At 59.0% G+C, this 25,934-nt stretch carries 24 protein-coding genes; 19 read left to right on the forward strand and 5 right to left on the reverse strand.

The window, feature by feature from the left end:
- Positions 1-63 precede the first annotated feature (63 nt).
- Complete coding sequence (locus GDN47_RS03705; RefSeq protein ID WP_113332274.1) at positions 64-1,461, forward strand: MATE family efflux transporter; 1,398 nt, start codon at positions 64-66, stop codon at positions 1,459-1,461.
- Between the two features lie 92 nt (positions 1,462-1,553).
- On the forward strand, positions 1,554-2,126 hold the full coding sequence (locus GDN47_RS03710; RefSeq protein WP_113351878.1) for an EVE domain-containing protein: 573 nt from the start codon (positions 1,554-1,556) through the stop codon (positions 2,124-2,126).
- A gap of 115 nt (positions 2,127-2,241) precedes the next feature.
- On the opposite strand, the gene carA is transcribed toward GDN47_RS03710, so the two are convergent.
- Positions 2,242-3,450, reverse strand: coding sequence for a glutamine-hydrolyzing carbamoyl-phosphate synthase small subunit (gene carA / locus GDN47_RS03715; RefSeq protein ID WP_113351879.1), 1,209 nt, complete (start codon positions 3,448-3,450; stop codon positions 2,242-2,244).
- Between the two features lie 299 nt (positions 3,451-3,749).
- Here carA and GDN47_RS03720 point away from each other — a divergent pair, with 299 nt between their 5' ends.
- On the forward strand, positions 3,750-4,202 hold the full coding sequence (locus tag GDN47_RS03720; protein WP_095435367.1) for a GatB/YqeY domain-containing protein: 453 nt from the start codon (positions 3,750-3,752) through the stop codon (positions 4,200-4,202).
- Here the strand turns inward: GDN47_RS03720 and GDN47_RS32270 are convergent.
- On the reverse strand, positions 4,183-4,725 hold the full coding sequence (locus tag GDN47_RS32270) for a hypothetical protein (RefSeq protein WP_233788718.1): 543 nt from the start codon (positions 4,723-4,725) through the stop codon (positions 4,183-4,185). The two genes, GDN47_RS03720 and GDN47_RS32270, sit on opposite strands and share 20 nt — an antisense overlap.
- Here GDN47_RS32270 and GDN47_RS32275 point away from each other — a divergent pair.
- A complete protein-coding gene (locus tag GDN47_RS32275; protein WP_233789751.1) occupies positions 4,696-5,079 on the forward strand; it encodes a hypothetical protein in 384 nt (127 codons plus the stop codon). The genes GDN47_RS32270 and GDN47_RS32275 overlap by 30 nt on opposite strands.
- A gap of 355 nt (positions 5,080-5,434) precedes the next feature.
- Here GDN47_RS32275 and GDN47_RS03730 read toward each other — a convergent pair whose 3' ends face one another.
- Positions 5,435-5,668: a hypothetical protein gene (locus tag GDN47_RS03730; RefSeq protein WP_092711581.1), complete on the reverse strand. Its 234-nt coding sequence runs from the start codon at positions 5,666-5,668 to the stop codon at positions 5,435-5,437.
- 569 nt (positions 5,669-6,237) lie between these two features.
- Here GDN47_RS03730 and dnaG point away from each other — a divergent pair.
- Together dnaG and recQ are read left to right on the forward strand one after the other, a co-directional pair.
- Positions 6,238-8,223, forward strand: a complete 1,986-nt coding sequence (gene dnaG, locus GDN47_RS03735; RefSeq protein ID WP_113351880.1) for a DNA primase — start codon at positions 6,238-6,240, stop codon at positions 8,221-8,223.
- Positions 8,224-8,230: 7 nt separating this feature from the next.
- Complete coding sequence (gene recQ / locus GDN47_RS03740) at positions 8,231-10,111, forward strand: DNA helicase RecQ (RefSeq protein WP_113351881.1); 1,881 nt, start codon at positions 8,231-8,233, stop codon at positions 10,109-10,111.
- A gap of 39 nt (positions 10,112-10,150) precedes the next feature.
- On the opposite strand, the gene GDN47_RS03745 is transcribed toward recQ, so the two are convergent.
- Positions 10,151-10,921 (reverse strand): SDR family oxidoreductase, encoded by a 771-nt coding sequence (locus GDN47_RS03745; RefSeq protein ID WP_113332280.1) that lies wholly within the window; start codon positions 10,919-10,921, stop codon positions 10,151-10,153.
- A gap of 262 nt (positions 10,922-11,183) precedes the next feature.
- Here GDN47_RS03745 and GDN47_RS03750 point away from each other — a divergent pair, with 262 nt between their 5' ends.
- From GDN47_RS03750 to GDN47_RS03795, 10 genes are all read left to right on the forward strand, one after another.
- Positions 11,184-12,371, forward strand: coding sequence for a glycine C-acetyltransferase (locus GDN47_RS03750; protein WP_113332281.1), 1,188 nt, complete (start codon positions 11,184-11,186; stop codon positions 12,369-12,371).
- A gap of 21 nt (positions 12,372-12,392) precedes the next feature.
- Positions 12,393-13,430, forward strand: coding sequence for an L-threonine 3-dehydrogenase (gene tdh, locus GDN47_RS03755; RefSeq protein WP_113395366.1), 1,038 nt, complete (start codon positions 12,393-12,395; stop codon positions 13,428-13,430).
- Positions 13,431-13,880: 450 nt separating this feature from the next.
- A complete protein-coding gene (gene rpoD, locus GDN47_RS03760) occupies positions 13,881-15,941 on the forward strand; it encodes an RNA polymerase sigma factor RpoD (protein ID WP_113332283.1) in 2,061 nt (686 codons plus the stop codon).
- A gap of 101 nt (positions 15,942-16,042) precedes the next feature.
- On the forward strand, positions 16,043-16,843 hold the full coding sequence (locus tag GDN47_RS03765) for an APH(3')-II family aminoglycoside O-phosphotransferase (protein WP_173002436.1): 801 nt from the start codon (positions 16,043-16,045) through the stop codon (positions 16,841-16,843).
- A gap of 235 nt (positions 16,844-17,078) precedes the next feature.
- A complete protein-coding gene (locus GDN47_RS03770; RefSeq protein WP_152092638.1) occupies positions 17,079-18,527 on the forward strand; it encodes a DUF930 domain-containing protein in 1,449 nt (482 codons plus the stop codon).
- A gap of 138 nt (positions 18,528-18,665) precedes the next feature.
- Entirely contained in the window at positions 18,666-19,643 is a 978-nt protein-coding gene (locus GDN47_RS03775) for a DMT family transporter (protein ID WP_113352044.1), read from the forward strand.
- Positions 19,644-19,735: 92 nt separating this feature from the next.
- Positions 19,736-20,542, forward strand: coding sequence for an AraC family transcriptional regulator (locus GDN47_RS03780; protein ID WP_113351885.1), 807 nt, complete (start codon positions 19,736-19,738; stop codon positions 20,540-20,542).
- Positions 20,543-20,623: 81 nt separating this feature from the next.
- Positions 20,624-21,355, forward strand: coding sequence for a B3/B4 domain-containing protein (locus GDN47_RS03785; RefSeq protein WP_113351886.1), 732 nt, complete (start codon positions 20,624-20,626; stop codon positions 21,353-21,355).
- Positions 21,356-21,449: 94 nt separating this feature from the next.
- Positions 21,450-22,679, forward strand: coding sequence for an MFS transporter (locus GDN47_RS03790; RefSeq protein ID WP_113351887.1), 1,230 nt, complete (start codon positions 21,450-21,452; stop codon positions 22,677-22,679).
- Between the two features lie 288 nt (positions 22,680-22,967).
- A complete protein-coding gene (locus tag GDN47_RS03795) occupies positions 22,968-23,894 on the forward strand; it encodes a LysR substrate-binding domain-containing protein (protein WP_113351888.1) in 927 nt (308 codons plus the stop codon).
- A gap of 14 nt (positions 23,895-23,908) precedes the next feature.
- Here the strand turns inward: GDN47_RS03795 and GDN47_RS03800 are convergent, their stop codons facing one another.
- Complete coding sequence (locus GDN47_RS03800; protein ID WP_113352045.1) at positions 23,909-24,301, reverse strand: GNAT family N-acetyltransferase; 393 nt, start codon at positions 24,299-24,301, stop codon at positions 23,909-23,911.
- Between the two features lie 144 nt (positions 24,302-24,445).
- Here GDN47_RS03800 and GDN47_RS03805 point away from each other — a divergent pair, with 144 nt between their 5' ends.
- The 3 genes from GDN47_RS03805 (at position 24,446) to GDN47_RS03815 (ending at position 25,791) form a co-directional block, all read left to right on the forward strand.
- Positions 24,446-24,799: a DUF1428 domain-containing protein gene (locus GDN47_RS03805; RefSeq protein ID WP_113351889.1), complete on the forward strand. Its 354-nt coding sequence runs from the start codon at positions 24,446-24,448 to the stop codon at positions 24,797-24,799.
- 82 nt (positions 24,800-24,881) lie between these two features.
- A complete protein-coding gene (locus tag GDN47_RS03810; protein ID WP_113351890.1) occupies positions 24,882-25,307 on the forward strand; it encodes a secondary thiamine-phosphate synthase enzyme YjbQ in 426 nt (141 codons plus the stop codon).
- 178 nt (positions 25,308-25,485) lie between these two features.
- Positions 25,486-25,791, forward strand: coding sequence for a hypothetical protein (locus GDN47_RS03815; protein ID WP_069612602.1), 306 nt, complete (start codon positions 25,486-25,488; stop codon positions 25,789-25,791).
- Positions 25,792-25,934: the final 143 nt, after the last annotated feature.

Consider the following 25,934-nt stretch of genomic DNA (forward strand, 5'->3'; position numbering starts at 1 on the left):
GCGGCAGGCTCGCGCACGCATGGGTAGGGCGGTCCGCGCGATTCTAAAGATCGAGTCTTCGCTATGGATATGCCGGTACCTGCGCGCCCGCACGCGCATGACAATGATAATTCGTGGTCCGCACATGTTCGCGCAACGCTTGCGCTGGGCATTCCGTTGATCGGCGCGCAATTGGCGCAGCTCGGCATCAATACCACTGACGTGATGATCGTCGGCCGGCTCGGCGCCGAGCAGCTGGCTGCAATGGTGCTTTCCGCGCAGTTCCTGTTCACGATCCTGGTTTTCGGTTCGGGCTTTTCCATCGCGGTCATGCCGCTGGTGGCACAGGCCTATGGCAGAGGCGACGTTACCTCGGTGCGCCGTGCGCTGCGTATGGGCCTGTGGGTCGTAACGGCCTATTGGCTGTTGGTGCAGCCGGCATTTTTCTATTCCGAACAGATTCTGCTGGCGGCCGGACAAAAGCCTGACGTCGCGAAATTGGCGAGCGGCTATATCGATATCGGCCACTTCGCCGTGTTGCCGGGGCTGCTCTACAATGTCATCCGGGCGTTGGTCAGCGCCATCGGCCGTGCCGGCATCATCCTCAAGGTCACCATCGCCATGCTGGTCATGAATGCCGTGCTGGCCTATATCCTGGTGCTCGGACATTTCGGCTTGCCGGCGATGGGGCTGCATGGCGCGGCCATTGTCTCCGTCGCCGTGCAGACGGCCGGATTTCTCTTCATCGTCGGTTACGTGCAGGCCCACCAGGAAACGCGGCGCTACGAGATCTTCGCTCGATTCTGGCGGCCCGACTGGCATGCTTTGTGGGATGTCATCCGGCTTGGTTTTCCGATCGGTGTGACGGTTCTGGCTGAGGTCAGCCTGTTCACCGCGGCATCGCTGCTGATGGGGCAGATCGGCACGATCGAGCTTGCTGCCCACGGTATCGCGCTGCAGTGGGCTTCGATCGCCTTCATGATCCCGCTCGGCCTCAGCCAGGCTGCGACCGTGCGCGTCGGCGTCGCGCACGGCCAGGGCGATCATTTCGGCCTGAAGCGCGCGGCCATCGTGGTGCTCATCGTTTCGAGCTGCATTGCGGTTTGCGGCAGCATCCTGTTTGCAACCGTGCCATCCTGGCTGGCAAGCTGGTTCCTGGACGTCCATTCGGCCGAGGCCTCGCAGGTGCTTGCCTTTGCCGCGCCGCTGATTGTCGTCGCCGGCTTCTTCCAGCTCGTCGATGGGCTGCAGGCGATTGCGAGCGGCCTGCTGCGTGGTCTGAAGGATGCGCGCGTGCCTATGATCCTGGCGCTGATCGCCTATTGGCCGATCGGCTTCTTCCTCGCCTGGCTGCTGGCGTTTCCGCTCGGCTTCGGCGGCATCGGCATCTGGTTCGGCTTCCTGCTCGGCCTTGCTTCGGCGGCGGCGATGCTTTGTGCCCGGTTCTACATCCTCGTGCGGGCTGAGAAGGCTGCCGCCTGATAGCGACGGTCTTCGTTGCGTTGCGAGACTACTGACAAAACTTGACAGCATGGTCGTCTATATTGGTGACATACCAAAGACGGGAGACGACCATGTTATTCAAGGCAAGTAATCGTAACGATGTCGCGCTTTTCCCGCGGGACGACCAGATCAATCGGGGGGCAGCTGTACGCCTCCTGCCGCACGCCAACACTTCGTCCCGGCGACCGGAGCCGGAGCAGAAGTCCTATTGGTTGGCTGTGGCCAGTGCTGAGCATGTACGCATTGGGCGCGAACATGGCTTCATGCAAGTGAATCATGGCAAGCGGGCCCCCTTGAAGCGCATCAAGCCGGGCGACGGCATCGTCTACTACTCCCCATCCGTCAAGATGGGCGAGAGGGACGGCTTTCAGAGTTTCACTGCTATCGGCTTTGTCCGTGAGGGTGAGCCTTATCTCGCCGAGATGGGTTGCGGAAAAGCTTATCGCAAGGATGTGGATTGGCTTGATGCGCCCGAACAGCCGCTCCGTCCTCTCCTGGGCTGGCTTGATTTCACCCAGGACAAGAATTGGGGTTACAAGCTGAGATTCGGCTTCGTTGAATTCGGACAATCGGATTTCGAGTTCCTCGAAGAAATCCTGATGAGCGAGCTCGAAGTGGTCAAGCAGCGCCGCCTGCAAGCCTGAGCTCGGGCAAGCATGAACATATGCGACGAAAGACCTCCCAAGTTGACGCACAAAAAGAAAGCCTCGGATTGGTACCAATCCGAGGCTTTCTCATGCGATTGGATGGTCGGCTTTATCAGGCGCGTTCGGCCAGGGCTTCTTCGCCCTTCTTGTCGCGCACCAGGTTGATGAAGCGGCGGAAAAGATAGTGGCTATCCTGCGGGCCGGGTGACGCTTCAGGGTGATGCTGCACCGAGAAGACCGGCTTGCCCGATACGCGCAGGCCGCAATTGCTGCCGTCGAAGAGCGAAATATGAGTCTCCTCAACACCTTCCGGCAGCGAGTTGGAGTCGACTGCGAAGCCGTGGTTCATCGAAACGATTTCGACCTTGCCCGTCGTGTGGTCCTTCACCGGATGGTTGGCGCCGTGATGGCCCTGATGCATCTTCGCCGTCTTGGCGCCGAGCGCCAGACCGAGCATCTGGTGGCCGAGGCAGATGCCGAAGAGCGGGATTTCGGTCTTCAGCAGGTCCTTGATGACGGGCACGGCATATTCGCCCGTCGCAGCCGGGTCGCCGGGACCGTTGGACAGGAAGATGCCGTCCGGCTTGAGACCAAGCACGTCATCCGTCGAAGCCGTCGCCGGCAGGACGGTGACCTTGCAATCGAGGCCGGCAAACAGGCGCAGAATGTTACGCTTGACGCCGTAGTCGAGGCAGACGACATGGTACTTGGCGTCGTCGGCGCCGAGTTCACCATAGCCTTCGTTCCAGACCCAGGGCGTCTGCGACCATTGCGAGGACTGACCCGAGGAAGCGACCTTGGCGAGATCGAGACCTTCGAGACCGCTCCACGCCTTGGCGTCCGCCTTCAGCTGCTCGATGTCGAAGACGCCGTTCGGATCGTGAGCGATCACGCCATTCGGCATGCCGTTCTCGCGGATCCAGGCGGTCAGCGCACGGGTGTCGATGCCGCAGAGACCGATGATACCGCGCGCCTTCAGCCACTGGTCGAGGTGCTTGGCGGCACGGTAGTTCGAGGGATCGGTGATATCAGCCTTGAAGATGACGCCGACAGCGCCGTGACGGGCGGCTGGTGTCAAGTCTTCGATATCTTCATCGTTGGTGCCGACATTGCCGATATGAGGGAAGGTGAAGGTGACGATCTGGCCGAGATAGGAGGGGTCGGTGAGGATCTCTTCATAACCCGTCAGCGCCGTGTTGAAGCAGACTTCGGCCTGGACCTTGCCGGTCGCGCCGATACCCTTGCCTTCGATCACGGTGCCATCCGCGAGAACGAGGAGGGCGGTCGGCTTTTCAGTGGTCCATGGGGCTGTGGCGGTCATAGTCATCCCGTTTCCGGCGTCGGGCGCGGCCTTGAAGAGACCGGCGGTTCCGCCATGTTTGTAGCAAGGTGCAGCCGTCGACCGAGGTCGCGGCTTGAGATCTTCCTATCGATCTAATGTGCAGGTGATGGACATAGCTAAACAAGGCGAGCCGGTCAATGCGCGCTTTCGCTTTCCTGATAGGGAATTCGGGCTTCCGGGCGCAATTGCGTTGATCGGCACTGTTGGTTTAAGAGACAGCAACATGACATAAGTGGCCGGGGCGATCGTCGCCGGCCTGCTTCAAGGAGTTTAGAGACATGATCCGCGAAACCCTTTCCAATGCCCAGAAGGACGCCATGAAGGCAAAGGATACGGCGAGGCTTTCGACCGTCCGTCTCATCCTTGCTGCGATCAAGGACAAGGACATTGCCAATCGCGGTCTCGGCAAGGAACAGGCGAGCGAGGATGAGATCCTGCAGTTGCTCGCCAAGATGATCAAGCAGCGCGAGGAATCGGTGAAGATCTACATCGACGGCGGCCGCCCGGAGCTCGCCGACAAGGAGCGCGAAGAGATCGCCGTCATCCAGGGCTTCATGCCCGAGCAGCTTTCCGAAGAAAAGGTGCGTGAGATCTGCGTTGCGATTGTCGCAGAACTCGGCGCGCAGAGCCTGAAGGATATGGGCAAGTGTGTGGCCGCCCTGCGCGAGCGCTATGCCGGCCAGATGGATTTCGCAAAAGCCTCGGCCATCCTTAAGGAACTGCTGAAGTAAAACTCTGTTTCACCCTCGGCATGCGGACCGGCCGCGTGCCGAGGACAGTTTGCCAGGCGGCGTCTATGATGGCGAGCTTCCCCGCCTGATAATTCCGATATTCCTCAATGAAAGCGGTGGAGAGCCAAAGCTGGCTCCGCCCCGGCGATCCCGTCCATCCGACGCTTTGCATCTTTATGGCCTTGTTCATGAGTCGCTTTGCATTGGTCCTGGAGATGAGAAACCGGTTGCAGATATCCGTAAAGGCCACCGGCCCGATGACCGCTTTCTGAGTCGTCGTGTTGATCGTGACGATGCGAGAGATCAGATAATCCATGATGATGCCGCCTGAATTTGCCCAGGTGAACAGATCGAACGTTTCTCCCGGATTGCGCAGGTCGTCATTTTCTATGATGCCGACCGAGATCGGGGGCTGTAGCAGACCAATGAGCTCCGGTTTTTTGCTGAACAGGGCGTTGCGCTTGCCGCCATCCAATCGATCCAGCACGGAAAGATGGATGCTCATCCATTTCGCAAGCTGCATTGCTGCCTCTTCCGTGGGCTGCATCGGCCGCGCGCGCCTGTCGCTCGTGACCGGCAGATAGCGCAGAAAACCGAGAGCCAGCATCTCCTGAATGAAGCTGAGCGCGGTGTTGTGGCTGGCGATTTCATGTTCGACGATATAGTTGGCGAAGCGATTGGCATGAATGCCGGGCGGTTCTCCATCGATGCCGCCGCAATAAAGGGCGAAGCCGGCGAGCGCCATCAGCCAGCGTTGCTGCGAAGCAAAGACAGAGCATACGCGCTGATTCTCATCATAAGTGGATATAATCTCTCGTGTATAATCGAGGATTTCCGTGAAAAATTTGGGGTCTTGAACAAGTTCCTTCGCGGATAAAGACATGCAACCGTCTCCGATCAGCTGAACAAAGTTTCAAATTGTCTGACGAGATAATTACTAAGATCGCATATACGTAGATAATAAAAGATATCGATCGAGGTCGTTGCGTCAAGATACTTGCGCCGACGAACCAAAGATGGTCCGCAGCCTATGTTCAATGCTCGTGTTGTCGCGAAATTGAGATGGCCCAAAATTAGAGAAGGCAGGAGCTGGGGGAGCTCCTGCCTTCTTGCGCTTTGCTGACGTTCGATGACGCAGGGTGGGGCCCAAAAATCAAACGTCTTTTGCAAAGGCACTCAGGTGGGGCGGCGCCGGGGGTAGGGATGGTGCCCCACCTGAGTATCTGCTGAACTTATCTGAAGATCCTAATCTGCTGGGGCAAAGCCAATGCCTGCGGCGGCAGTTCGGACATTTGAACCTTTACGCCTGCCGTAAGGGCAGGAACTTTCATATTCGCCGGCAACTGATATCCCGCACCGGCATAGAGCACATTCTTTTCGCTGGCGCCGCTGTCCATCGTGGCCGAGCTGTAGGTCGCTGTGGCGAAGATGGCCGCTGCTGCCAAGGGTACGATCAGAATGCGCATTTCCCTCTCCTAAACTGAAAGCCCGTACCTGGTGGCTTCCGGTTCGTCAGGGCGTCTCGGCATGTCGCGTCGCAAAGAAGTTTCTTCGCCGGCTTGTCTCGCCCTGTGAGAAGAACGCTATTGCGGCGCACACGAACAATCAAATTACAAAAAAATAATGTTTGGCTTACAAACCTTGCCGCAAATGCGCCGTCAGAGAGTGTCCCACGGGCGTCATTGCTTTGCACCCATTGATTGTCCATTGCAGTGCTCTTGTTCGCGTTTGTCTGCAATAGGCTGCGCAAGCCTTTGCTTTTTGGCGGATTTTCGCGGACGAAATAGTTACTCCTATGGACATAACCTACCAGTTTCGGTCACGCCGAGGCGATTTTTGAGCGTTTCAGGCCTGTCGAACGCAGCCGTGGATTTCGACACGAATGCGGATAAATGTGTCGCCGTGTTCACGGAGTTGTGATCGAATGGCGACGATGCAATCGCCGACAAAGGGCTGTGAATAGCGTGGGAGGCGGTCGGGGTCATCGTGGCAATGCCTGGTATTCCTGTTTATATGGGATGAGCCAGAGGTAGCCATGCGATTTTCCAATACGTTTCTCGACGAGATTCGCGACCGCGTCTTGATTTCGGACGTGATCGGTCGTCGTGTGACCTGGGACAGGCGCAAGACGAATGTGCCGCGCGGCGATTACTGGGCTTGCTGCCCCTTCCACGGCGAGAAGTCGCCGAGCTTCCACTGCGAGGACCGCAAGGGGCGTTATCATTGCTTCGGCTGCGGCGTAACGGGCGATCATTTTCGCTTTCTCACCGAATTGGAAGGCTTGAGCTTTCCGGAAGCGGTGCAGCAGATCGCCGATATGGCCGGCGTTCCCATGCCTGTTGCGGATCCGATGGAGGCGAAGCGCGAGAAGGAACGCACGTCGCTACTCGATGTTATGGAGATGGCGACTCAGTTTTTCCAAGATCAGCTGCAGACCGCCAATGGTGCACGGGCGAGGGCTTATCTGCGTGATCGCGGCCTCAGCGGCCGCACCATCGAAACCTTCCGCCTAGGATATTCGCCCGATAGCCGCAACGCGCTGAAAGAGCATCTTGCCAGCAAGGGTGTGCTGAAGGAACAGATGGAGGCCTGTGGCCTTGTCGTGCACGAGAATGTGCCGGTTTCCTATGACCGGTTTCGTGACCGCATCATGTTTCCGATTCTCTCTTCCAGGGAAAAGGTGATTGCCTTTGGCGGCCGCGCCATGTCGCCGGATGCACCAGCGAAATATCTGAATTCCAACGAGACAGAGCTCTTTCACAAGGGCAACGTGCTCTACAATTTCACGCGTGCGCGCCGCGCTGCTCAGGGTGCCGACGGCGCTGGCACGATTATAGCAGTCGAAGGTTATATGGATGTCATCGCGCTGCATCAGGCCGGCGTCGAGAATGCGGTTGCGCCGCTCGGCACGGCACTGACGGAGAGCCAGCTCGATCTCCTGTGGAAGATGACGCCGGAGCCGGTGCTCTGCTTCGATGGCGATGGTGCCGGCATCCGTGCCGCCAATCGTGCTGCCGATCTGGCGCTGCCGCACATCAAACCGAACCGCACCGTGCGCTTTGCGCTATTGCCCGATGGCAAGGACCCTGACGATCTCGTGCGGCAGGATGGGCGTGCGCCGTTCGACAAGGTGCTGGCGCAGGCAAAGCCGCTTGCTGAGCTCATCTGGACGAGGGAAGCCGGCAGCGGCACCTTCGAGACGCCGGAGGCGCGTGCGGAGCTGGAAGCGCGATTGCGGCGCATTGTTTCGGTCATCGGCGATGAAGATGTGCGCCGTCATTATCAGCAGAATATGCGCGAGCGGCTGAACGGGCTGTTCCAGCCGCAGTTCCAGCGGGGCGGCCAGCGGGGACGTGGTTTTTCCCGTGACGGCAATGGCCGCAACTTCGCAGGTCGAGGCGGGCAGGCACGTGTTGGGGCCGCAATGATAACGACGGCATCCGACCGCCTGCAGCGCTCGGCCATGATTAAGGGACATCAGGATATCCCGAGCCTTCGCGAAAGCGTGCTCGCTTTGACCATCGTCAACCATCCGGCACTCCTGCAGGACGAATATGACGAGATTGCCGCGATCGATTATGACAGTCGTGAGTTGCAGCGGCTCTGGTCCGCGGTTCTCGGGGCAGCCGCAACTCTGGTCGGGCCTCAGCTCGTCCGCGAGCGGCTGGTCGAGCAATTGGAAGAACAGGATTTCGGCGCCTTGCTGAAGGGTCTGGAGCAGCAGATTCGCAATGCCCGTCTGTGGACGGCGACCGAGGAGGCCGCCATGGAGGATGCGCGCGAGGGGTATCGCCAGGCGCTCGCGCTCCACAAGCGTTCGAAAGCATTGCGCTGGCATAAGATCGAGCTGGAGGGTGCTATTGCCGAGGCGACGGAAGAAGGCGACGGTGAAGCGATCGAGCCATTGATTCGCGCCTTGCAGGAAGTGCAGCTCGAGGCGCTGCGGCTGGAAAACCAGGAAGCGATCATCGATGGCTTCGGCGTGCTCTCCGGTCGCGTCAAAGGTGCCGCTGGAAAATAGGGAATAGATGCCTCAGCCTGAAAGACAAGAGCCGCGATTTTCCGCAGACGACGCGTTGTTCGCCGAGCATACCGGTGCGCCAGCGCCGCTCGATGTCCTGAAGCGCGTTTATGGCTATTCCGCCTTTCGCGGCAAGCAGCAGCAAGTGGTCGAGCATGTCGTTTCCGGCGGCGATGCGGTCGTGCTGTTTCCGACCGGTGCCGGCAAATCGCTGTGTTTCCAGATTCCCGCGCTCTGCCGCAATGGTATCGGCATCGTCGTCTCGCCGCTGATTGCGCTGATGCGGGATCAGGTGGAGGCGATGAAGCAGCTCGGCATTCGGGCGGTCGCCTTGAATTCGTCACTGTCGCGCGAGGAGGCCAGTGATGTTTATCGCGCTATTTCCGCCGGCAAGCTCGATCTGCTCTATGTGACGCCGGAACGCATCGCGACGGAAGGCTTCTGCCAGATGCTCGGCAGAGCGAAGATCGCGCTTTTCGCCATCGACGAGGCGCATTGCGTCTCGCAATGGGGGCATGATTTCAGGCCGGAATATCGCGATCTCGGCAGGCTTGCCGAGCTCTTTCCCGGCGTCCCGCGCATCGCCCTGACGGCAACGGCCGATCCGCACACGCGCGACGACATTATCGAGCGGCTGGCTCTCGACAATGCCAAGGTTTTCACCACCAGCTTCGATCGTCCGAATATCACTTACGAGATTGTCGAGCGCGATCAGCCGCGTCAGCAATTGCTGCGTTTTCTCGAAAGGCACCGTGGCGATAGCGGCATTGTTTATTGCCTCTCGCGTGCCAAGGTCGAGGATACGGCAGAATGGCTGAACGGGCAGGGCATCCGCGCACTTCCCTATCATGCCGGCATGGATCGAGCGCTTCGCGATGCCAATCAGGATGCTTTCTTGAAAGAGGAAGACCTGTGCCTCGTGGCGACGGTTGCCTTCGGCATGGGCATCGACAAGCCGAATGTGCGCTATGTCGCCCATCTCGATCTGCCGGGTTCAGTGGAAGCCTATTATCAGGAGACGGGACGAGCCGGGCGTGATGGCCTCTCCTCGAATGTCTGGATGGCCTATGGCATGGCCGACGTCATCCAGCGTCGGCGGATGATCGATGAAGGCGGGGCATCCGAGGAGATCAAGCGTGTCGAGCGGGCAAAGCTCAATGCGCTGCTCGCCATTTGTGAAACGGCAGGATGCCGGCGGCAGTCGATCCTCGCGCATTTCGGTGAGGCGCACGGCGGCGGCTGCGGCAATTGCGATACCTGCCTCAAGCCTGTCGAGACTTGGGACGGGACGGAAGCGGCGATCAAGGCGCTCGCCGCCGTCTATCGCACCGGCGAGCGTTTCGGCACCGGCCATGTCATCGATGTGCTGATGGGCACCGTCAACGAGAAGACCGAGCGCTTCGGCCATGTCGACATGCCGGTTTTCGGCGCGGGAAAGGATATTCCCGCCCGCACCTGGCAATCGATCTTCCGGCAGTTGCTGGCGAGCGGTTTCATCAGCATCGACCACACGGCCTTCGGTGCCATGAAGCTCGAGGAGCAGGCAAGGGCTGTCTTCAAGCGCGAACGGCAGATCTTCTTCCGCAAGGATCGGCCCGAAACGGGCCGTCGCGGCAAGAAGGCGGGACGACCGGAGAAGCAGGCTCACGGCCTTACCGGCGAAGACCAGCTTCTCTTCGATGCGCTGCGCGCCGAGCGCACCAGGATCGCCAAGGAATTGGGCGTGCCGCCTTATGTCGTTTTTCCGGATACGACCCTTATCGCCTTTGCGACGGAGCGACCGAAAAATCATAAGACGCTTCTGGGGATTTCCGGCGTCGGTCAGTCAAAACTCGAACGCTACGGAGATGCGTTCCTTGCTGTCATCTCGGATTTCGTCAGTCGTTGATCTCTGGCGGCGGAGCGTGCTGGCCAGGCGGTTTGGCAGCTACATGCGCACCGTCATGCCCCCATCCACGGTCAGGACATGGCCGTTGACGAAGGATGCGGCGTCGCTGGCGAGGAACAGTGCGGCGCCCGCAATCTCGTCCGGACATCCCCAGCGCTGAACGGGTATGCGCTGGCGCACGATGGGGATCAGGTCTTCGTTCGCGACCATGGCCGCGTTGGTTTCCGTTGCGAACCAGCCAGGTGCGATGGCATTGCTTGTGATGCCGTGAGGGCCAAATTCAACAGCCATGCTGCGCATGAGGCCCGTCAGGCCCTGCTTGGCGGCGGGATAGACACAGTCACCCGGCATGACGACCTGACCGCTGATCGAAGTGACCGAGATCAGCCGCCCATGATTGTTTCGTTTCATCAAGCGCGCGGCATCGCGGGAAAGCATGATCGAGGCGGCGAGATCCGTGTTGAGCAAGGCGAGAATCGCCTCGTCGTCGAAGTCGGCCAGCGGGCGCCTGTCGCGCGCACCGACGTTGTTGATCAATATGTCGAGCCGGCCATGATTTTTCTCGATGTCACTTATTGCTGCGTGCTGAGCGTCGCGATCGGAAATATCGAAGGCGGCGGTTTCTGCGGAGCCGCCTCTCGCCTGGATGATCCCGACGGCCGTATTCAATGTCGCTGCGGTCCGCCCATTGACGATGACGTGAGCGCCGGCATCGGCAAGAGCCTTCGCCATTTCGAATCCGAGCCCGCGTCCGCCTCCGGTGATGAGGGCAACCCGTCCTGCGAGGGAGAATCTATGGAATATGCTCATGGCTCTCCCTTATTTTCAGAGTAACGCTAATCTGCTGTGAAATATTGGACTGAGTCAAGTAATTTTTGGGATAGTGAGCAATGAGGGCTGGCTGGAAAGTTGCGTGTATTAAGTCCGCTTTGACAGATAATATCGAAACTGCCGCCTATCGCGCAGACGTCACGGCGTTGCGCATTTTTGCCGCTGTCGGATGCAGCAACGGGCCGGATCCTATGTTATTCCTTCATGAATTGGGCCCTTTGACCAGCATCGGAATGCGACCATGACTTCAGCGTTCATATCCCATTTGCGCAACGAGCTTCTCGGCCTGAAAGAAGCCGGCCTCTATAAGGCCGAGCGCGTCATCACATCCAAGCAGGCCGGCGAAATCGCCGTGCTTGGGGGTGCGCGCGTCCTTAATTTCTGCGCGAACAACTATCTTGGACTTGCCGATAATGAGGAGCTCGCGGAAGCAGCGAAGAAGGCGCTAGATCGCTATGGCTACGGCATGGCCTCGGTACGTTTTATCTGCGGCACGCAGGAGGAGCACAAGCAGCTCGAGGCACGGATCTCAGCCTTTCTCGGCATGGAGGCGACGATCCTCTATTCCTCCTGCTTCGATGCCAATGGCGGGTTGTTCGAGACGCTGCTATCGGAAGAAGATGCCATCATCTCGGATGCCCTTAATCATGCCTCCATTATTGATGGCGTCCGGCTCTCCAAAGCCAAACGCTTCCGTTACGCCAACAACGACATGGCAGCGCTTGAGGAGGAACTGAAGAAGGCCGAAGGCAGCCGCTTCAAGCTGATCGCGACCGACGGCGTCTTTTCGATGGACGGCATCATTGCCAATCTCGGCGGCGTCTGCGACCTGGCGGAGAAATATGGCGCGATGGTCATGGTCGATGACAGCCATGCGGTCGGCTTTGTCGGCGAGCATGGTCGGGGCTCGGCGGAATATTGCGGCGTCGAAGGCCGGATCGACATCATCACCGGCACACTCGGCAAAGCGCTTGGCGGGGCGTCCGGGGGCTATACGTCGGCCAGAGGTGAAATCGTCGAGTGGCTGCGGCAGCGCTCGCGTCCCTATCTTTTCTCGAACACCTTGGCGCCTGTCATCGCCGCAGCCTCGTTGAAGGTGTTCGATCTTATCGAAAACGGCTCCGACCTGCGTGCACGGCTTCAAGGCAATGCCGAACTCTTTCGCCGTGAAATGACCAAGCTCGGCTTCACGCTGGCGGGGGCGGATCACCCGATCATCCCAGTCATGCTCGGCGATGCGAAGCTCGCGCAGGACATGGCGGCGCTCATGCTGCAGAAGGGCGTCTATGTCATCGGCTTTTCCTTCCCCGTGGTGCCGAAGGGTCAGGCGCGCATCCGCACGCAGATGTCGGCCGCTCACTCGAAGGCCGATGTCGAAAAGGCGATCGCAGCCTTTGCCGAAGCCGGAAAAGAACTTGGAATCATTTGAATTGGTTGGAGAGAACCGATCATGTCGAACATGATGAAAGCGTTGGTCAAATCCAAGCCGGAGGTCGGGCTGTGGATGGAGCATGTGCCGGTTCCCGAAGTCGGGCCGAACGATGTCCTGATCCGGGTCAAGAAGTCGGCGATCTGCGGGACCGATGTCCATATTTGGAACTGGGATCAATGGGCGCAAAAGACCATTCCCGTTCCGATGGTGGTCGGCCACGAATTCTGCGGTGAGATTGCCGAGATCGGTTCCGCCGTGACGAAATATCATGTCGGTGAGCGCGTCTCGGGTGAAGGTCATATCGTTTGCGGCAAATGTCGCAACTGCCGGGCGGGCAGGGGCCATCTCTGCCGCAACACGCTCGGTGTCGGCGTCAACCGTCCCGGCTCCTTTGGTGAGTTCGTCTGTATTCCCGAATCCAATGTCGTGCCGATCCCCGACGATATCCCGGATGAAATTGCCGCGATTTTCGATCCCTTCGGCAATGCAGTTCACACTGCGCTCTCCTTCGATCTGGTCGGCGAGGACGTGCTGGTGACCGGCGCGGGGCCGATCGGCATCATGGGGGCCATGGTCGCCAAGCGCTCCGGTGCGCGCAAGGTCGTCATTACCGATATCAATCCCATCCGACTGGCGCTTGCCCGCAAGGTCGGCATCGATCATGTCGTCGACGCTTCCAAGGAAAACCTCGCTGATGTGATGAAGTCCATCGGCATGACCGAGGGGTTTGACGTCGGTCTGGAAATGTCGGGCGCGGCTCCCGCCTTCCGCGACATGATCGACAAGATGAACAATGGCGGCAAGATCGCCATTCTCGGCATTGCGCCGGCAGGCTTCGAGATCGACTGGAACAAGGTCATCTTCAAGATGCTGAACCTCAAGGGCATTTACGGCCGCGAGATGTTCGAGACCTGGTACAAGATGATTGCCTTCGTGCAAGGCGGTCTCGATGTATCGCCCGTCATCACGCATCGTATCGGCATCGATGATTTCCGCGATGGTTTCGAAGCAATGCGCTCGGGCAATTCCGGCAAGGTCGTCATGGACTGGAATTGATGCCATTCGGACACACTTCCGGCCTCGGTAATACCTGCCGATGCTGGAAATGTGAGGCTTTGCTCAGAATGCTCTTGTCATCGCGTGGGGACTTCCTAAATACGGGAAACATTAAATCGCTGCGTGCGGAGCCTGTGGATAAGGCTTTTTCGCGCATTTAACGGGCTTTTTTGCTGGAAAAGCTTGACGAGAACTAAAATTCTGGGAATCACCGTTTGACTTCGGAAAGAACGGTAAAACTGGATCAAGCGGATCACCTGATATCATGGCCGGAAATCCAAACGCAATCCAGCTTTGCACTCCGGTGGCGGTGATCGTGGTTAATTGGGCATTAAAGGTCATTCCGTTAGGTGTTCGTCGGTGAGTCGCGGCTGGTGCAGGGCGCGCCAGTCAGTGTGATTGTTTCACCGCGTGTAAGTTTGCAGCGTCAGGGAAAGCGACGATATAAAGATGGCAACAAAGGTCAAAGAGAACGAAGAAGCTGAAGTCGAGCGCGACGGCACCTCCGACGGCCCACTTCTCGATCTTTCCGACGACGCGGTCAAGAAGATGATCAAGGCCGCGAAGAAGCGCGGCTATGTGACGATGGACGAGCTCAACGCCGTTCTTCCGTCCGAGGAAGTGACGTCCGAACAGATCGAAGATACGATGGCCATGCTTTCGGACATGGGCATCAACGTCATTGAGGACGAAGACGTTGAAGAGGCTGGCGCTGCGGCCAGCGACGACGACGATGCCGGCGGCGATGACGATAGCGAGGGCGGCGAACTAGCTCCTTCGACAGGTTCTGCTCTGGCGACGGCCAAGAAGAAAGAGCCGACCGACCGCACGGACGATCCAGTGCGCATGTATCTGCGCGAAATGGGTTCCGTCGAGCTTCTGTCGCGCGAAGGCGAAATCGCGATTGCCAAGCGCATCGAGGCCGGCCGCGAAACCATGATCGGCGGCCTCTGTGAGAGCCCGTTGACGTTCCAGGCGCTGATTATCTGGCGCGACGAACTCAACGAAGGCACCACGCTGCTGCGCGAGATCATCGACCTCGAAACCACCTATTCCGGTCCCGAGGCCAAGGCTGCCCCGCAGTTCCAGAGCCCGGAGAAGATCGAGGCTGACCGCAAGGCGGCCGAAGAGAAGGAAAAGGCACGTCGCGGCCGTGCTCCTTCCGGCGACGACGACATCACCAATGTTGGCGGTGAAGGTCTACCGATCGAGGAGGAGGAAGAGGACGAGGACGAGTCCAACCTCTCCCTCGCTGCGATGGAAGCCGAGCTTCGTCCGCAGGTCATGACGACGCTCGACATCATCGCCGAAACATACAAGAAGCTGCGCAAGCTGCAGGACCAGCAGGTCGAGCAGCGCCTGTCGGCCTCCGGCACACTGTCCTCCGCACAGGAGCGCCGCTACAAGGAACTCAAGGATGAGCTGGTCAAGTCGGTCAAGTCTCTGTCGCTGAACCAGAACCGCATCGACGCGCTCGTCGAGCAGCTCTACGACATCAACAAGCGCCTCGTTCAGAACGAAGGCCGCCTGCTGCGTCTGGCTGAATCCTATGGTGTCAAGCGCGACAGCTTCCTGGAGCAGTATCAGGGCGCCGAGCTCGATCCGAACTGGATGAAGTCGATCGGCAATCTGGCTGCGCGCGGCTGGAAGGAATTCGCCAAGAGCGAAAACACGACGATCCGCGACATTCGCCAGGAAATCCAGAATCTTGCGACCGAAACCGGTATTTCGATCTCGGAATTCCGCCGTATCGTTCACATGGTTCAGAAGGGCGAGCGCGAAGCCCGCATCGCCAAGAAGGAAATGGTCGAAGCCAACCTGCGCCTCGTCATCTCCATCGCCAAGAAGTACACGAATCGCGGCCTGCAGTTCCTCGACCTCATTCAGGAAGGCAATATCGGCCTGATGAAGGCGGTCGACAAGTTCGAATATCGCCGCGGTTACAAATTCTCGACCTACGCCACCTGGTGGATTCGTCAGGCGATCACCCGTTCGATCGCCGACCAGGCGCGCACCATCCGTATTCCGGTGCACATGATCGAAACGATCAACAAGATCGTCCGCACGTCGCGCCAGATGCTGCACGAAATCGGCCGTGAGCCGACGCCGGAAGAACTGGCCGAAAAGCTCGCCATGCCGCTCGAAAAGGTGCGCAAGGTTCTGAAGATCGCCAAGGAGCCGATCTCGCTCGAAACCCCGGTGGGTGACGAAGAAGATTCGCATCTCGGCGATTTCATCGAGGACAAGAACGCGCTTCTGCCGATTGACGCCGCCATCCAGGCGAACCTGCGCGAAACGACGACCCGCGTTCTGGCATCGCTGACCCCACGCGAAGAGCGTGTGCTGCGCATGCGTTTCGGCATCGGCATGAACACCGACCATACGCTCGAAGAAGTCGGCCAGCAGTTCTCGGTGACGCGCGAGCGTATTCGTCAGATCGAAGCCAAGGCGCTGCGCAAGCTCAAGCACCCGAGCCGCAGCCGCAAGCTCAGAAGCTTCCTCGACAGCTGAGGTCTGGCGCAAGTCGGCATCGGCAGGTTACAAAACAAGGCCCGGTTCGCGAAAGCGAGCCGGGCTTTTCATTGAGGATATCAGGATCAAAGAGGGTGATCATGGCGAGCAAGCCGCAATTCACGGAGATATCCCTTCCTGTCCGCCTGCGCGATCTGCTGGCGGGGTATGAATGGCGGCAGGATGCGCTCGGGCGCTCTTCGGCCCATGTTTTCCGACTTGAGGCTGATGGACGCGTGCCTGTTTATCTCAAGAGCGAGCTGGTCGATCCGTTGGGTGAATTGGCAGGCGAGGTTGCGAGGCTGCGATGGCTCGCCTCGCAGGGCCTTGCGTGCCCTGATATCATTGCCCATGAGAAGGACGGCGAACGCGAATGGCTTTTGATGAGCGCTCTTCCCGGCAGCGATTTCGTCAACGCCGAGTGGTTACAGCCGCTTGAGCGGGTGCGGCTTTTCGCGGGTGCTTTGCGGCGATTGCACTCAGTCGATATCGCTGCCTGCCCTTTCGATCATCGACTGGAGAGCAGAATGGGCACGGCAAGGGCACACTTGCTTGCCGGCCGCGTCGATGAGGACGACTTTGATGAGGCCCGCCTCGGAAAGTCGGCGGCGGATCTTTTCCGCGAACTTCAGGCCACGAGACCGCCGACGGAGGATCTTGTCGTCACTCATGGCGATGCCTGCCTTCCGAATTTCGTAGTCGATGGCGATAGATTCAGCGGTTATATCGATTGCGGCCGCCTCGGCGTGGCTGATCGTCATCAGGATATCGCGCTGGCCTGCGGTAGCGTCGAGCACAATTTCGGACAGGAATTGGTTGGCGAGTTTTTGAAAGCCTATGGCGATTTTGAACCGCAGGCCGAAAAGATGGCCTATTATCGGCTACTGGATGAGTTCTTCTAGCGGGAGATGCGGCTATCCCGCGCTGCGCGATCACGCAGGTTTGTTTTTGCGCCATTGCGGATCGCGCAGATGCCTGACAAGTTCGATTTCGGCCGATACCTCTTTCCCGGCGTGTGGTCGGGTACCATATGTCAGCGACCGAAAAGTCTTCTGATCTGTTTGCCAGCAAGGATCGAATGAATCGATGCGCAATTTCCTCTTGATTGCTTTCTCTGCGCGAGTCCCCGGCTGAACGATGGAAAAGGGTGCGGAAAAACGGGATAGGGAGATAAGGCCGGGCTTTGTCCTGTCGATCCTTCTGCACGTCCTGTTTGTCGCGCTTTTTTTGCTGCCGCTATTTCCCGCGCCGCCAGAGGCGAAACCCGAGCAGAGCGTCAATGTCGAGCTGGTGCCGCAGCAGGAGGAAAAACAGGAACTGGCGACGAAGGTGAATGAGAAGCCCGACCAGCCTCCCAAACCGACGCCAAGACCTGACGAGAAGCCGGCAGAACAGACGGCGGACGCTCAACAGGAGCCGCAGCAGCCGGAGGGAAAAAAAGCAGACGAACAGCCACCGAAGCAATCCGATCCCAACGGTAAGAAGCAGGCAGAGAAACCTGCATCTCAGCCTGACGAGACCAAGGCCGATAAGTCGGAGCAGGCGAAATCTGAGCCCAAACCTGATGATCCCGGCGCTGACAAGCCTGTTGAGAAAGCGGAACAGCAGCCCTCTGCGACCGAAACGCCGCTTCCGGACATGAAGGGCGATCAGAAGGACGCAAATACCACGCAGGAGGCAGACGCGGCGGAACAGTCGAAGGACGATACCCCTCCAACGCCTCCGAACGATGCTGCGGCTGAACAACAAGCGGATGCTCAGGCGGCTGCGCAAGCCGAGGCTCAGTCACAGGCGGCAGAGCAGACGCAGGAAGCGCAACAGCAAGCTGACGCTAAGGATCCGCAGACAAATGCGGCCCAACCGCCGGCAAGCGATTCGTCCGCGAAAGTCTCGTCGACCGCACCAGACGTCCTGGCGACCAACGAGCCTTCGGATTCGCAAGTGCAGCCACCGCAGACCCCAGCGGTAGATCAGAATGATCCGCAAGCACAAGCTCCCGCCCCACCATCATCCGATCCGCAGCAGCAGTCTCCTGCCGAGCAGGCCACGGACGAAGCGAAAGACCCGCCGCAGATTGTTGTTCCGGCGGTGAAGCCATCTCCTTCACAGCAGAGTGCTCAAAGCCAGTCTGCTTCGGGAGGCCAAAGTAACCCGGCTGAAGGCGCCACTGCATTGGTTACCGAGCCGCAAGCTCCCAAATCGGTTGCGCCGAAGCGAGCTATTCAGGCCAAGAAGCTTTATTCAAGTGCCGAGATAGCGCGTCTGTCCAAAAGCGAATACGACGCTTGGAAGAAGCTGCCACGGCGCCAACGCGTGGCCTATCTCTGCAATTCGGAGGAAAAACTTCAATACCGCCACGATTTGCAGGCTATTGGCTATGTGAATTCCGCGCTATCGCAGGCGATGGTTTCCGATGCTGCTCTGTTTGGAGACGGCGTCGCCGTGCAGACTCCCAATGGCTGGCAGAGAGTAGCATTCACCTGCGAAGTCGATAGTGATGCATTGAAGGTTACCGCTTTTTCCTACACCGTCAGGGGGCGCGTTTCTCCTAGCCAACTCGACAAGCTGGGCTTTCTTGGAAATTGATTTGGCTGGGTCGCCTCAAGCGTCTGGTTGAAACAATAGTTTATTCCCAACCCGATCGAAATTCAGTCCATTTCATCATACAATTGCCTGCATCTCACTGATTCAGTGTTCTTCCATCGCCCTTTTCTCAAGATTCCGATGTCCTCGATTACAGCCGATTCCAGTTCTGCGGCAGCGGGCCGCTCCGCCCTGCGTGGTGTCCTCGTGGCATTCGCGTCCTATGCAGTCTTCGCCTTCAGCGATGCGTCGATCAAGATCCTTCACGGGACGATCCCTTCCTATCAGGTCGCGTTCATCGGTGCGCTGTTCGGCTTTGCCGCGATACCTTTCCTGAAGAAGCGGGAGGACGCGTGGCTCGATATGGTGAGGACGTCGAACCGTCCCTTGTGGCTGCTGCGCTTCGTCTGCGGCGCGGCGGGCGCCATCTGCTCCGTCGTTGCCTTCACCAAACTGCCAATGGCGGAAGCCTTTGCGCTGCTGTTTCTGCTGCCGTCCTTTGTCACCATTCTCTCTGTGATTTTTCTCAAGGAGGATGTGCGATGGCAGCGCTGGACGGCGGTTATTCTCGGTTTCGTCGGCGTGTTGATCGTCCTGCGTCCGGGTTTTCGCGAGCTCTCGGTCGGGCACCTTTGCGCGGCGATCGGTGGCCTTGCGGCGGCCATCTCCATCGTCATCAACCGCGCGCTCGGCTCGAAGGAGAAGCGCATCTCGCTCTATGGGGCAGGCCTTTTCGGAACGCTTATCGTCAGCGGCCTCCTCATGCTCTCCGAAGTCATCATGCCCACGCCGACGCAGTGGATATTCCTCGCGAGCTATGGCCTGCTTGGCGCGTGCGGCAGTGTCCTGCTCTTGACGGCCGCGCAAATGGCGCCTGCCAATCTGGTTGCGCCGCCGCAATATAGTCAGATGCTCTGGGCGATCGCCTTTGGCTACCTGTTGTTCAACGACAGCATCGATATGCCGATGGCCGTCGGCATCGTCCTCATCATCTTTTCCGGCCTGCTGACATTGGCGCGGGAGCGCAAGCGCGGCACGCCGCTGCCGACGGCGGTTGCCGGCAATACGCAGGCCGCATTGGTGACGGCGGAGGAAGACAAGGCTGCAGGCGGCGTTTAATTCTTGTGTCCCGATTGCGGGTAGGCAACATTATCGCTCGTGTTGGATGCTATAGCTGATACAGCGAATAGACGGGATGAGAGGTATCAGCGATGAAGTCCGGTCAATTCAGGATATACCGCTCTCGCCTTGCCGGCATCGAGGCAGTCCGGGCCGAAACAGGCCACAGCTTCCCCAAGCACACGCATGACCAGTTCGGCATCGGAGTCATCGAAACCGGCGCGCAGAGATCGCTTAGCGGGCGAGGGATGGTGCAGGCAGAGGCCGGAGACGTCATCAGCGTCAATCCAAATGAGGTGCATGACGGCATGCCCGTCGGCGAGAGCCGCGCATGGTCCATGCTCTATTTCGATCCCAGTCTGATCGGTGATCTGTTTCGCGATATCGGTGAGGGCAGGTTCGGTGTGATGGAATTTCCGTCGCCTGTCATCCGCGACGGGGAGATGGCTGGGCATTTCAGAAGCCTGTTTTCGCTTCTGGTCAAGGATGCGGCTGAAAATGTTCTCCTGCGGGATGGCCTGCTGCTGTCGCTCATCGCCGCTATGATGCGTGAGGGATCCGGTGCCTTGCGTGAAGATGCCATTTCCACTGATATCAAAAGGGCGCGCGAGCTGATCGATGACGATCCAGCCGCTCCCCTGACCCTTGCCGAGCTTGCGGAGTTGTGCGGTCTAAGCCAATTTCGTTTCCTGCGGGCCTTCACCAAGGCGACGGGGCTGACGCCGCATGCTTACCTCATGCAGCGCCGGATTCATAAAGCGCGCCGACTGATTGCGGTGGGCACGTCCTTAGCCGAAGCGGCCTTTGCCGGCGGCTTTTCCGATCAGAGCCATATGACGCGCCTCTTCGTCCGCAATTTCGGCGTCTCGCCGGGCGCCTATGCGGCGGCGATCGGCTGAAGTTTCTGCAATTTTATTCAAGACCGGAGGACGGCGACCAGGTTTTCTGCTGCGCCAAGCAGATGCCTATCAGGAGGTGCCATGTTTTTCCGCCATTCGAATGAGATATGGAGCGAGTTTCCCGAGCTGGTTCCCGGCGTGTTGTTTGCTGAAGGGATCACCTCGACTGTCGATGTCGAAGATCGGATTGCCAAATATCATGCGATTGCTGCAGACCGGCTAAAGCAAGCTCCAGAGGGCGAGATGGCTGAAATCCAGGTGTGGCGTCGTGCTTTCTCCAAAATGGGCTTGAAGCCGACACAATATCGGTGCGCATCCGAAGCGCTGCTGCGCCGATTTCGCCAGGAAGGGTCGTTGCCGCGGCTGCACCCGCTCGTCGATCTTTGCAATGCCATCTCGATCGCTTTCGCAATTCCCGTTGCTGTGTTTGATCTTGCGAAAATCTCTGGCGATCTCGAAGTGCGGCATGCGAGCGGCAGCGAAACCTATTTGACCTTTTCCGGCGAAATAGAGCATCCGGCAGTCAGAGAAGTGATCTTTGCCGATGGAGCAGGACGGGCGCATGCCCGGCGCTGGACCAATCGCCAGAGTGGTTTGTCCGCCGTGCGCAATGATACAGGTTCGGTGCTGATCGTCGCGGAGGCGCTGCACGAATCGGCAGGCAGCGATGTTCCGAAGCTGATCGATGCGATTGCGTCGGAGTTGACCGCCATCTGGTCGATCGAGGCCACGCAGGGCCTCCTCAGCCTGTCATCACCGCGATTTGATCTGTCGGCCGCAATGAATTTGCAACTGCAGCAAAAACGAGATTGACAGAAGGCGCGTTCAGGCAGAGCAGGGACTGTAGAATTTCCGACTGTCGAGAAGCATGTCTGCAAGCGTCCGTGGCGGCAGACTAAGAAGGCTCATGGATACCCTGCAGACTCAAGACCGGCCAAGCGTGCTCGGTCACCCCGGCTATCGTTCATTCGCTGCGTCGCGTGTCTTTTCCTCGATAGGCTTTCAGTCTGTCACGGTCGCCATGGGCTGGATGATCTACGATCAGACCCATAGCGCTTTTTTCCTCGGCCTCGTCGGCTTCTGCCAGTTTCTGCCGATGGTCATCCTGACCTTCGTCGTCGGGCATGTCGCCGATCGGTTCGACCGCCGCCGCATCGGCCTTGCCTGCCAGATCATCGAGGCGCTGACCGCAATGGTTCTTGCCATAGCTGTCTGGTTTCATTGGATAGGACCTGCCGGTATTCTAGCCGCCGTTGCCATCATGGGTGCGGCGACGGCCTTCGAACGTCCGACCATGGCGGCGCTTTTGCCCAATATTGTGCCGTCGTCGCTGCTGCAGGTTGCCATCGCGACCTCCACCTCGATGATGCAGACCGCCTTTATCATCGGGCCGTCGCTCGGCGGTCTGCTTTATGGCGTCAGCCCCGTTGCGCCGTTTGCCGTTTCGGCTGCGCTGTATGTCATCGCCAGCATCAACGTTATCTCGATCCGGGTCGAACGCGAGCAGCCGTCGTCGCGCGAGCCGGTGACGCTGAGCTCCGTCTTTGCCGGCGTCTCCTTCATCAAGAGCCGGCCGGTCATGCTGGGGACGATCTCGCTCGATCTCTTCGCGGTGCTGCTTGGGGGCGCGACGGCGCTGCTGCCGATGTTTGCGCGGGATATTCTGCATGCCGGGCCATGGGGACTTGGCCTGCTGCGCGCCGCGCCGGCCATCGGTGCGCTCATTATGTCGATCTGGCTGGCACGCCGGCCGCTGCAGAGCGATGTCGGCAAGAAGATGCTGTTTGCCGTGCTCGTCTTTGGGGTCGCCACCATCGTCTTTTCGCTGTCGAGCAATATCATCCTTTCGGTCGCAGCGCTCTTCGTCGTCGGCGCTTCGGATACGGTCAGCGTCGTCGTGCGCAGCTCGCTCGTGCAGCTCCTGACGCCGGATGCCATGCGCGGCCGCGTCAATGCCGTGAATTCGCTTTTTATCGGCACCTCCAATCAGCTCGGTGAATTCGAGTCCGGCATGCTTGCCACTGCGCTTGGGCCTGTCCTCACCGGCATCGTCGGTGGCGTCGGGACCATTGTGGTGGTTGTGCTCTGGATGCGCCTCTTTCCGGACCTGACCAGAGTGAAGACGCTCAAAGGCTAGCGACGTCCATCATTGGATTGCTTTTCCGCAAGGTCGCTTAGCCCGATATCCCGCAATAGATGTTGGTTTGCCTGAGGTAGCATATCTCGCTTCCGGGCATTTTCCTTATACGATCGCCATTCCATGCCCCCTCGTCGGGTCAGGAGTTGGACGGCGCATACTCTCCAGCTTATAATATGAAGAATGTTCATATATCTACGACCTCGAAGTGCCTAGCCAATAGATAGATGCGCTTAGAATATAGTGATGTATAATGAATCCTCAGGCTGTAAAGCATGAGGAATTTTCATGGGAAAGAGGCCGCTGCCACCGCTGTCGGTACTCCAGACATTCTGTGCCATTGCCGAGACCGGCGGCTTCGGCCGAGCCGCGGAGCGTATAGGGCAGACACAGACCGCCGTCAGCCATCAGCTTGCACAGCTGGAAGGATGGATCGGCGGGCGCCTGTTCGACCGAGGCCGAAATGGGGCGCGGCTGACGCCGTTGGGTGCGCGCCTGCACGCCGCAATTTCAAGCGTGATCGTCGAGCTGGAAACCGCCTTGTACCAGGCGCGCGCAAGTATTTCGGTTCGCAGCGTCGCGATATCCGTCTCGCCGGAGTTTTCCAGCCAGTGGCTGGCGGCGCGGCTGCCGGATTTCTGCCAGCGCTATCCGGACATCGAGGTGAAGCTGGCCGTCGGCTACCAGCGCCCGGATTTTCAGCCTGATGGCACCGATCTTGCCGTCTGGCTCGGCCGTGCCGATGCCGGTCTTACGCATGAAGAACTGTTGACTGACGAGGAGTTCGTCGTCAGTTCGCCGGAACTGTCCAAACGACTGCCGCCGCGCTGGGCTATAAGGGCCGCTCCGCTTTTGCGTTACTCCGGCATGCGGCACACAATTCTGGATTGGCAGCGTTGGCACGAGCAAATTACCAGCGGGTTGGATGATGAGGCAAAACCGCATTTCGACATCGCTCGGGCGGTCGAGGAGGCTCTCCTGTTCGATTCTTTCGCCGAAATGCTGGAGGCCTGCCGGCGGGGCCGCGGCTTCGCCCTGGTGCGAAGCTCGCTGGTGGCACGCGACCTCGCCGAAAAAAAGCTAGTCAGATGCTTCGTCGAGGTGCAGCCGGCTGCTGTCAGCTATAGTCTGGTCTATCCGCCGAATGCCCTGGTGAATCCGGCTGCGGCCCTGTTTCGCAACTGGCTGCTCTCGCAAGCTCATTCGCCGGGCTAGCGGGTGATGGTCTGTTAATCGCGCAGCCGAATGAGGCCGGCCTCAGTGGGAACAAAACCGAGCCCTCGATAAAAGCCGGTGAGATGCGGTTCGAAATCGACATGCAGCCATTCCGCGCCACGTTCGCCGGCCAGGGTTTTCGCCCGCTCGACCAGAGCGCTTGCGATACCTCTTCGCCGAAATTCCGGATCGACGCAGGTGTCGAGAATGAAGGCATGAATGCCGCCATCCCACGCGACATTGACGAAGCCCACCAGTCTTGCAGCCGCGAATGCGCCTACATGCGCGAGGTTTCTGGCGAGAATGGGCTGGAAATCCCGAGGGGAGGAGCTGCCCCATGCGGTTGCCCATAGGGCATTGAGCACCTCATTTTTGAGCTTGGGATCATTCTGGTATTCTATCGTCATAGGCGTCCCTCCGCGGGATCGTTCAGCGAATTCGCGGCCGTTTCCGACCAACCGGCAGGCGTGCGAAAAATATCTGCCGCCAATGTCGGATCTGATTGCCGTCAACCGTCTTTCAAAGGTGAACATAGAACAGAGGAGGCAGAAATGTCCTATGTCGATGGCTTCATCCTTGCCGTGCCGAAAGACAAGATTGAAGCATACAAGGCGCAGGCGGGCAGGGCCGGCGATGTCTGGCGGGAGCATGGCGCGCTCAGCTATGTCGAGGCCATAGGCGACGACGTACCGTATGGCGAACTTACTTCTTTCCCGCGTGCCGTGCAGGCGAAGGAAGACGAGGTCGTTGTGTTCTCATGGATCACCTACGAATCGCGAGAGAGCCGCGACACAGTATTGGCGAAGGTCATGGCCGACCCGCGTTTGAAGGATGACATGCAAAACATGCCCTTTGACGGCAAACGCCTGATCTATGGTGGTTTCAACATCATCATCTCGCTATAGGCTCAACGCGGTGGCCGGGCTTGACATTCCGGCCACTCGCCCGACCTGATGCGGATCGCTATCGCCATGCCCGGAGGATGCCATGCCGCAAACAGTGATCACGCTTTCGACTCATGGCCAGGGGCTCTATGAATTTACCGATCAGGTGGCGGAATTCGTCCGCACCGCTGCAGGCGGCGGTGAGGGGCTTCTGACCGTCTTCGTCCGCCACACCTCCTGTTCCCTCCTGATCCAGGAAAATGCCGATCCCGATGTGAAGACCGATCTCAAGGCCTTCTTCAGCCGGCTCGTGCCGCCATCCTCGGATCCTTCGATGCGCTGGATCGTGCACACGATGGAGGGGCCGGACGATATGCCGGCGCATATCAAAGCCGCACTGATGCAGGTCTCGATCGGCATTCCGGTGACGCACGGTCGGCTGGCGCTCGGCACCTGGCAGGGCATCTACCTTTTCGAGCATCGCGACCGGCCGCATCGGCGCGAAATCGTGCTGCATTTTTCCGCCTGAGCCGCGCTCCTTATTGCGTCAATAGATTGTTAACCGTCGTGAATACAATCTGAACGGCCAATTCGTGTTCGGTTCAGCTTGGCTGACCTAACGTGGCCCCAATCCCGAGGCATTGCCGATGGCGAGGCCAATAATGGGATTGCAACGATCCGCAGCAAGGATTTGAAGGAGAAACACCATGACCAATCTTTTCGCCAAGGCAGGTATTGCAGCTCTCATCGCGCTCGGCGCCATGTCCGCAACGGTCGTCACGGCCTCCGCCAACGACTTCCATCCCGGTATTCAGCAGGCTCGCTATGACCACCCGCGCGGTCGCATGTGCTCGCCGCGCCTCGCCGTCGAGAAAGCACGGGACATGGGTCTGCGCCGCGCCCGCATCGACAATGTCACGCCGCGCCGCGTCGTTGTTGAAGGTTTCGGCCGCCGTGGTCCGGATCGGGTTGTCTTCGCCAACGCACCGGGTTGCCCGCTGATCCGTCGCTAATCGCAGCGCTCTCAAGTTTTCCACATCTATTCGATGGATTCGAAGTCGCCTCCGAAGGGGAGGCGGCTTTATTTTTTATGTTGTGCTATTATCGGCCATCTGGTTTCCCTTTAGCGTTCAATGTAGCTGAATAATGGATGAAT

Source organism: Martinezella dioscoreae, from assembly GCF_009176305.1.
GTDB classification, from domain to species: domain Bacteria; phylum Pseudomonadota; class Alphaproteobacteria; order Rhizobiales; family Rhizobiaceae; genus Rhizobium; species Rhizobium dioscoreae.

Excerpts from the sequence above, each read along its gene's own strand:
- GDN47_RS03705 (WP_113332274.1), top strand. The coding sequence starts at position 64 with ATGGATATGCCGGTACCTGCGCGCCCGCACGCGCATGACAATGATAAT.
- GDN47_RS03710 (WP_113351878.1), top strand. The coding sequence starts at position 1,554 with ATGTTATTCAAGGCAAGTAATCGTAACGATGTCGCGCTTTTCCCGCGG.
- carA (WP_113351879.1), bottom strand. The coding sequence starts at position 3,450 with ATGACCGCCACAGCCCCATGGACCACTGAAAAGCCGACCGCCCTCCTC.
- GDN47_RS03720 (WP_095435367.1), top strand. The coding sequence starts at position 3,750 with ATGATCCGCGAAACCCTTTCCAATGCCCAGAAGGACGCCATGAAGGCA.
- GDN47_RS32275 (WP_233789751.1), top strand. The coding sequence starts at position 4,696 with ATGGATGCTCATCCATTTCGCAAGCTGCATTGCTGCCTCTTCCGTGGG.
- GDN47_RS32270 (WP_233788718.1), bottom strand. The coding sequence starts at position 4,725 with ATGCAGCTTGCGAAATGGATGAGCATCCATCTTTCCGTGCTGGATCGA.
- GDN47_RS03730 (WP_092711581.1), bottom strand. The coding sequence starts at position 5,668 with ATGCGCATTCTGATCGTACCCTTGGCAGCAGCGGCCATCTTCGCCACA.
- dnaG (WP_113351880.1), top strand. The coding sequence starts at position 6,238 with ATGCGATTTTCCAATACGTTTCTCGACGAGATTCGCGACCGCGTCTTG.
- recQ (WP_113351881.1), top strand. The coding sequence starts at position 8,231 with ATGCCTCAGCCTGAAAGACAAGAGCCGCGATTTTCCGCAGACGACGCG.
- GDN47_RS03745 (WP_113332280.1), bottom strand. The coding sequence starts at position 10,921 with ATGAGCATATTCCATAGATTCTCCCTCGCAGGACGGGTTGCCCTCATC.
- GDN47_RS03750 (WP_113332281.1), top strand. The coding sequence starts at position 11,184 with ATGACTTCAGCGTTCATATCCCATTTGCGCAACGAGCTTCTCGGCCTG.
- tdh (WP_113395366.1), top strand. The coding sequence starts at position 12,393 with ATGTCGAACATGATGAAAGCGTTGGTCAAATCCAAGCCGGAGGTCGGG.
- rpoD (WP_113332283.1), top strand. The coding sequence starts at position 13,881 with ATGGCAACAAAGGTCAAAGAGAACGAAGAAGCTGAAGTCGAGCGCGAC.
- GDN47_RS03765 (WP_173002436.1), top strand. The coding sequence starts at position 16,043 with ATGGCGAGCAAGCCGCAATTCACGGAGATATCCCTTCCTGTCCGCCTG.
- GDN47_RS03770 (WP_152092638.1), top strand. The coding sequence starts at position 17,079 with ATGGAAAAGGGTGCGGAAAAACGGGATAGGGAGATAAGGCCGGGCTTT.
- GDN47_RS03775 (WP_113352044.1), top strand. The coding sequence starts at position 18,666 with ATGTCCTCGATTACAGCCGATTCCAGTTCTGCGGCAGCGGGCCGCTCC.
- GDN47_RS03780 (WP_113351885.1), top strand. The coding sequence starts at position 19,736 with ATGAAGTCCGGTCAATTCAGGATATACCGCTCTCGCCTTGCCGGCATC.
- GDN47_RS03785 (WP_113351886.1), top strand. The coding sequence starts at position 20,624 with ATGTTTTTCCGCCATTCGAATGAGATATGGAGCGAGTTTCCCGAGCTG.
- GDN47_RS03790 (WP_113351887.1), top strand. The coding sequence starts at position 21,450 with ATGGATACCCTGCAGACTCAAGACCGGCCAAGCGTGCTCGGTCACCCC.
- GDN47_RS03795 (WP_113351888.1), top strand. The coding sequence starts at position 22,968 with ATGGGAAAGAGGCCGCTGCCACCGCTGTCGGTACTCCAGACATTCTGT.
- GDN47_RS03800 (WP_113352045.1), bottom strand. The coding sequence starts at position 24,301 with ATGACGATAGAATACCAGAATGATCCCAAGCTCAAAAATGAGGTGCTC.
- GDN47_RS03805 (WP_113351889.1), top strand. The coding sequence starts at position 24,446 with ATGTCCTATGTCGATGGCTTCATCCTTGCCGTGCCGAAAGACAAGATT.
- GDN47_RS03810 (WP_113351890.1), top strand. The coding sequence starts at position 24,882 with ATGCCGCAAACAGTGATCACGCTTTCGACTCATGGCCAGGGGCTCTAT.
- GDN47_RS03815 (WP_069612602.1), top strand. The coding sequence starts at position 25,486 with ATGACCAATCTTTTCGCCAAGGCAGGTATTGCAGCTCTCATCGCGCTC.